Origin of the sequence: Streptococcus sp. 1449, from assembly GCF_013276805.1 — a bacterium.
Classification (GTDB): Bacteria; Bacillota; Bacilli; order Lactobacillales; family Streptococcaceae; genus Streptococcus; species Streptococcus pseudopneumoniae.
Window position 1 is genome coordinate 1 of the sequence record NZ_VMLS01000077.1, and the last position, 5,948, is coordinate 5,948.

Annotated in this window: 6 protein-coding genes and 4 pseudogenes; 5 read left to right on the top strand and 5 right to left on the bottom strand. The window is 39.1% G+C overall.

The genetic code is table 11. The features are described 5' to 3' along the window. Positions 1-322: pseudogene (locus tag HT687_RS10600) on the bottom strand (IS630 family transposase); the annotation flags it as partial. Positions 323-361: 39 nt separating this feature from the next. On the opposite strand from HT687_RS10600, the pseudogene HT687_RS10605 reads away from it, so the two are divergent. From HT687_RS10605 to HT687_RS10620, 4 genes and pseudogenes are all read left to right on the top strand, one after another. Then, positions 362-508, top strand: a pseudogene (locus HT687_RS10605) (choline-binding protein A); the annotation flags it as partial. A 216-nt stretch (positions 509-724) separates the two neighbouring features. After that, positions 725-1,027, top strand: a pseudogene (locus HT687_RS10610) (ATP-binding cassette domain-containing protein); the annotation flags it as partial. 184 nt (positions 1,028-1,211) lie between these two features. Beyond that, the gene (locus tag HT687_RS10615) at positions 1,212-1,586 is read left to right on the top strand and encodes a CidA/LrgA family protein (RefSeq protein WP_000781328.1); all 375 of its coding nucleotides are present in this window, start codon (positions 1,212-1,214) and stop codon (positions 1,584-1,586) included. Next, on the top strand, positions 1,583-2,278 hold the full coding sequence (locus HT687_RS10620) for an LrgB family protein (protein ID WP_001288943.1): 696 nt from the start codon (positions 1,583-1,585) through the stop codon (positions 2,276-2,278). Before HT687_RS10615 ends, HT687_RS10620 begins: the two co-directional genes overlap by 4 nt. Here HT687_RS10620 and HT687_RS12065 read toward each other — a convergent pair. From HT687_RS12065 to HT687_RS10635, 4 genes and pseudogenes are all read right to left on the bottom strand, one after another. Next, entirely contained in the window at positions 2,275-2,421 is a 147-nt protein-coding gene (locus HT687_RS12065; protein WP_000693313.1) for a hypothetical protein, read from the bottom strand. The genes HT687_RS10620 and HT687_RS12065 overlap by 4 nt on opposite strands. Before the next feature lie 72 nt (positions 2,422-2,493). Next, positions 2,494-2,643 (bottom strand): annotated as a pseudogene (locus tag HT687_RS12070) (IS630 family transposase); the annotation flags it as partial. A gap of 585 nt (positions 2,644-3,228) precedes the next feature. Continuing rightward, positions 3,229-4,428 (bottom strand): ABC transporter permease, encoded by a 1,200-nt coding sequence (locus tag HT687_RS10630; protein ID WP_172924198.1) that lies wholly within the window; start codon positions 4,426-4,428, stop codon positions 3,229-3,231. Next, positions 4,425-5,318 (bottom strand): ABC transporter ATP-binding protein, encoded by an 894-nt coding sequence (locus tag HT687_RS10635; protein WP_000895295.1) that lies wholly within the window; start codon positions 5,316-5,318, stop codon positions 4,425-4,427. Before HT687_RS10635 ends, HT687_RS10630 begins: the two co-directional genes overlap by 4 nt. 122 nt (positions 5,319-5,440) lie before the next feature. Here HT687_RS10635 and HT687_RS12075 point away from each other — a divergent pair, with 122 nt between their 5' ends. Continuing rightward, a complete protein-coding gene (locus HT687_RS12075; RefSeq protein WP_000693429.1) occupies positions 5,441-5,632 on the top strand; it encodes a hypothetical protein in 192 nt (63 codons plus the stop codon). The last annotated feature ends 316 nt before the right edge of the window (positions 5,633-5,948 follow it).

A 5,948-nucleotide genomic window follows, 5' to 3' on the forward strand; every position in this document is an offset into this window, starting at 1 on the left:
GCTCTTCATCTTTTTTTGAAGTGACCTTCATCTGCTTTAAAGCTGCCCATACTGAAGGGACAGCACAATCAAAATGTGCCGCAATTTCCCGTAAAAAAGCATCTGGATAAGCCTCTACAAAGGATTTCAATTCCTCTAAAGGAATCTTTCGGTTTTTGACGACTCGCTTTTTCCTCTCTAAGTGTCCTTGTTCACGTAAGTTCTTTTCCCACGTGAAGAGAGTTCTGACGCCGACATCAAAAACCTTGGCTGCCTCGACATGGCTGTGCCCCTCTTTGATGTAATCTAATGCTCGCTGTTTAAAATCTGTACTATATGCCATAGCTTTATTATAACATGCTTGTTTGAAACTAAGCAACTATATTACCTAAAAGACTCAGGTGCTATGTTAACAGGCTGGGTGAAAGATAGCGGATCTTGGTATTACCTTGCTTCAACTGGTAAGATGCTTCACAACACCTATACACCTGGTGGTTACTGTGTAGATACCGGTGGCGCTTGGAAATAATCTAAAGTATACATTTTATTCCTTCAGCTATTAGTGTACATGCTCAGACTAAATGTTATCAGAGCTACAAAAAAACTAGATAATAATACGAAAAGCGAATCGAAACAATGAATTCTGTTTTGTTCGCTTTTTGTTTCAATCTGTGTCATTACGATATTTTCATTTAATTGTATATCCCCCAAAAATTTACATTTTTATATGAAGTATTTTAGATAAAAGCAAACGCTAAATCATATCCTCAAAAAAACAGGTTTAGAACATTTGAAAAATCGAACGCTCAGCAATGATAGTCTGTCTGGTGGCGAGAAACAACGCCTAGAAATCGCTCGCGCCCTCTACCATGATAGCCAACTCATCTTAGCAGATGAGATTAAGGCCAATCTTGACTCGGAAAATAGCAGAAAAATTAGCGACTTGCTCTTCTCCCTACCTCAAACGGTCATTGAAGTCATTCACCACTACACAGAAGAGGACTTAAAAAACTACGACCAAGTCATTCACTTAAGCAAAGAAAAGTAATATTCTTCGAAAATCGCTTCAAACTATGTCAGTTTGACCTACAAACCCAACACTTTACTTTGAGTAACATGCAGCTGACTTCCTAGTTTGTTCTTTAATTTTCATTATCCCTTGTTCATTTCCTTGAAATTTTCTGAAAAAAGAGTAAACTGGTATTCAAGAAGTCTATTTCGTGGAGTTTAGGATGAAATTGTATGTTCAATTAATGATTCTCTTTGTGATTTCTCTAATCGGAGAGGGGATTTCCAGTTTCTTTCATTTGCCCATCCCAGGCAGTATTATCGGCTTGATTATTCTCTTTCTATCCCTACAATTCAAATGGTTGAGAACTAGGCATGTCAACATGGTGGGGAATTTCTTGCTGGCCAATATGACCATTCTCTTTTTGCCGCCAGCAGTAGGAATCATGGAAAAGTTTGATGTGATTGCTCCCTATCTCCTACCCATTGTTTTGATTGTCTTTTTTGCAGCAGTTGTCAATATTATCCTCATAGCCTTGGTAGTTCAGTTTATCAAACGACGGTTTGAGGGAGATTATGAGAAAGGAGATGCCAAATGAGTGAATTTGTTTCCAATCCCCTATTTGGGCTTGCCCTGTCTATCCTAGCTTATCTAGTGGGGATGTTGATTTACAGACGTTTTCCTCATCCATTGACAACGCCCCTGCTTTTGTCGGCTATTTTTATCATTATTTTTCTTAAGGTGACGGGTATTTCTTATCAAGATTACTACCAAGGTGGGGTTTATCTGAACAACTTGATTGTCCCGTCGACAGTGGCTTTGGGGATTCCGCTTTACAAGAGTTTTCATTTGATGAAGCACCATGCTCGGAGTATTCTCTTTGGTAGTCTGCTAGCAGTAGTTGTCAATACCTCTTTCACAGCCCTTGTGGCCAAAATCTTTGGTATGGACTTTTTCCTAGCCATTTCTCTCTTTCCCAAGTCAGTAACAACCGCCATGGCAGTGGGAATCACAGAAAAATTGCAAGGTCTGACGACCGTGACCTTGGTGGTAGTCGTGGCAACTGGGATTTTAACCAGTGTCATCGGACCAACCCTTTTGAAGTGGTTGAAAATTGACGACCCAGTAGCTGTTGGTCTTTCCCTTGGAGGAACAGGCCATGCAGTTGGAACAGGTACAGCCTTCCGATACGGCTCTGTAGCAGGAGCCATGGGTGGTTTGGCTATCGGTGTCACTGGTATTCTCTATGTCTTTGTCAGCCCCATCGTAGCTAGTTTGATATTGAGTTAATACTCTTCGAAAATCTCTTCAAACCGCGTCAACGTCGCCTTGCCGTAGGTATGGTTACTGACTTCGTCAGTTCTATCCACAACCTCAAAACACTGTTTTGAGCAACCTGCGGCTAGTTTCCTAGTTTGCTCTTTGATTTTCATTGAGTATAAAAAGCAAGGAATTCGAGCAATCTCATTATGGTAGTGACATGGGGGTCTAACTTCTCATATTTATACATTTCTCCAATCAGTTAGTTGATTACAACCGAGATCTTCTATACTCTCCTTATAAGATTTTCGCATAAGATGAAACAGCACACGCTGAAGACGTCTATGTTATTTAGATTTAATGCAATCTTTTCAAAGAGTTTTGATAATCTATATTTCTTATTTAGTTTAGTTGATTTCATATCACTATACTATAATGCTTATCCAAATGATGACACTATCAAAACACCCTATTATTGGATGCTTACGAAACAGATTTTTATACTCTTCAAACCACGTCAGCTTATCCTTAGTGTGTATACGTTACTGACTTGGTCAGTTCCTCAACCTCAAAACTATGTTTCGAGGAGCCTTCCGCTAACTTCCCAGTCTGATTTTTATTGAATATTAACGATACTTTATCACATAAAGAGGCTGGATGAAAAGTCTTCACAATCAAAAAACGCATCCTATCAAGTTGTCCTGATAGGATGCGTTTTTATATTATTGAAATTTTGTTACAGACCGATAAGAGTTCTATCATAATCAATAAATAAAGTGATGGGAAATAAGAATTGCACACCCTGGTTTTGGAATTCAAATCAATTTATAAGAATGTTTTAGAAGCAATATTATCCTATTCCAGATTCAGTTCACTATACAATTGAGTTCTCAAGCAACCTGTTTACATAATGTGTGCATAATTAGGTTCGTGATTCCACTCTTTTTATCTCTAAAAAACCTCGCTTTCGCGAGGCTCTTCTATTTATAAGATAAGGCACGTTTAAATGTTTTCCAAATCCCTAAATCATCTGTTTGAAGGACTAGGCTGGCATACATGCGTCCGATAAATCCTGTTGCTACCACCGCAAAAATCACTGTAATAGCAAGTGAAATCCATGCTTCTACTCCCCCTGCATAGCCATTAATAGTTCTAAATGGCATAAAGAAGGTCGAAATAAAGGGAATATAAGAACCAATCTTCAAGATGAGATTGTCACCAGCTGCACCTAGAGCTGTCACTCCAAAAAAACCACCCATAATCAAAATCATCAAAGGCGACAAGGCTTTTCCTGAGTCCTCAGGACGAGAAACCATAGAACCTAGAAAGGCAGCCAAGACGACGTACATAAAGAGACTGACCAAAATAAAGAACAAGGTATTCAGTGAGAAAGCATCTCCCAAGTGATCCAAAATACCAGACTGAGCCAAGAATGGCAAATCTTTAAAGAGTAGAATGGCTGCCAGACCACCTACCACATAAATCCCGATATGCGTTAAAATCACCAGAAACAGAGCCATCATCCGCGCATAGAAATAGTGACTAGCCCTTATGCTAGAAAAGACGACTTCCATAATTTTGGTGCCTTTTTCACTGGCAACTTCCTGAGCTGTTACACCCGCATAGGTAATCAGAATCATATAAAGAAAGAATCCTAAGGCGCCTGCTGCAATTGTTTGAATAAACTTTTTATTTTCCTTGGCTTCATCAATCTTTTCTGTGAATTGAATTGTCTGCGCTAAGCGTTTTTCCTGCTCTTGAGACAAGGAAGCAGTTGAACGATTAAGCTGATTTTGCAGTTCATTGAGTGTATCTGTAACTGCAAATTTAATTCCATTTTCAAGCGACGTTTCGCCATGATAAACTGCCTTCAAGACACTATCCTCTTGGTCAATAGTCAGATAGCCTTTTAATTTTTCATCTTTAATCGCTTCTTTGGCACTTGCTTCGTCTTTGTAGTCAAAATTAACACCATTTACATTCTTCAGTCCTTCTGCTACAGATGGCACTGTTGTCACTACTGCCACTTTATCATTTTTAGCCATAGAAGAACCTTGGATATGCCCAATTCCTACAGAGATTCCTAAAAAGAGGAACGGCGAAATCACCATAAAGAAGAAACTCCATGACTTGACATGTCGAAGATAGGTTTCCTTGATTACAACCCACATATTTCTCATACTTCCACTCCTGATTCTAGTTTAAAGATTTCATCGATAGTTGGCGCTTGTTGGTCAAAGGTTGCGATATATTGCCCTTGAGTCAAGATTGGGAAGAGTTCTCTACCAGCACTCTCATCCTCCAAGATCAATTTCCAACTACCTTGTTTGGTCAAGCTCACCTGTTTGACATGAGGAAGGTTTTCCAATTCTCCCTTGCTTCGTTCACTTGAAACAAAGAGACGCGTTTTCCCGTATTGATTGCGGACATCCTGAACTGGTCCGTGCAAGACCACACGGCCATCTCGGATCATCAGAATATCGTCACAAAGTTCCTCAACATTGGTCATGACATGGTCAGAAAAGATAATGGTTGCTCCGCGCTCTTTTTCCTGAAAAATGACTTGTTTGAGCAATTCTGTATTAACTGGGTCCAATCCACTAAAAGGCTCATCCAAGATAATCAGGTCTGGTTCATGAATCAGAGTAATAATGAGCTGAATCTTCTGCTGATTTCCTTTTGACAGACTCTTGATTTTATCTGTCAGCTTTCCTTTTACTTCCAACCTCTTCATCCATTGAGGGAGTTTTTCTTTGACTTCTTTGGCATCCATGCCTTTTAGAGTCGCCAAGTAGCGAACTTGTTCAAGAACTGTCAATTTAGGCATGAGACTGCGTTCTTCAGGCAGATAACCAATCCGAGCATAGGTCTCCTGACGAATATCCTGACCATCCAGACCGATTTCTCCCTGATATTCTAGGAATTTTAAAATACTATGGAAAATCGTTGTTTTTCCAGCACCATTTTTTCCGACTAGTCCCAAAATACGACCTGGTCGCGCTTGAAAGTCAATACCAAACAAAACTTGCTTGGATCCAAAACTTTTCTCTAGACTTCTTACTTCTAGCATCTTTCACCTCCGAAATTTCTTGCACTCATTATACTCCTTTTTGATAGCCTTTACAATGTTTTTTGTCCATTTTTAGAAGACTATTGCTGTGTAAAATATGGCCTGGAGCACTTTTATACTCAATGAAAATCAAAGAGCAAACTAGGAAGCTAGCCGTAGACTGCTCAAAGTACAGCTTTGAGGTTGCAGATAAAACTGACGAAGTCAGCTCAAAACACTGTTTTGAGGTTGTGGATAGAACTGACGAAGTCAGTAACTATATCTACGGCAAGGCGAAGCTGACGTGGTTTGAAGAGATTTTCGAAGAGTATTAGTGATAAATCCATTATACAGTAGCAAACTTAATTTATACCTTCCGCTCCTCAACTGTCTATTTTTAATCCTGAATTGTTATTTGAGTAACTCCTTTTTCCTCATAAAGTTTTCTTCCTCTAAAACTTCTGGAAAAAAGCGAATAGTTTCAGACAACATTTTTATAAGAAACAAGTTCATCTGTCATTTCAAGAAGGAGTAATCCTTTATCTACTAATGGACGGAACGGAATTCAACCGCTTGTCCGATATGTTTTCTAAGGATTATATAGTAAAATGAAATAAGAACAGGACAAATAGATCGGGACAGTCAAATCGA

Excerpts from the sequence above, each read along its gene's own strand:
- HT687_RS10615 (WP_000781328.1), top strand. The coding sequence starts at position 1,212 with ATGAAATTGTATGTTCAATTAATGATTCTCTTTGTGATTTCTCTAATC.
- HT687_RS10620 (WP_001288943.1), top strand. The coding sequence starts at position 1,583 with ATGAGTGAATTTGTTTCCAATCCCCTATTTGGGCTTGCCCTGTCTATC.
- HT687_RS12065 (WP_000693313.1), bottom strand. The coding sequence starts at position 2,421 with ATGAAAATCAAAGAGCAAACTAGGAAACTAGCCGCAGGTTGCTCAAAA.
- HT687_RS10630 (WP_172924198.1), bottom strand. The coding sequence starts at position 4,428 with ATGAGAAATATGTGGGTTGTAATCAAGGAAACCTATCTTCGACATGTC.
- HT687_RS10635 (WP_000895295.1), bottom strand. The coding sequence starts at position 5,318 with ATGCTAGAAGTAAGAAGTCTAGAGAAAAGTTTTGGATCCAAGCAAGTT.
- HT687_RS12075 (WP_000693429.1), top strand. The coding sequence starts at position 5,441 with ATGAAAATCAAAGAGCAAACTAGGAAGCTAGCCGTAGACTGCTCAAAG.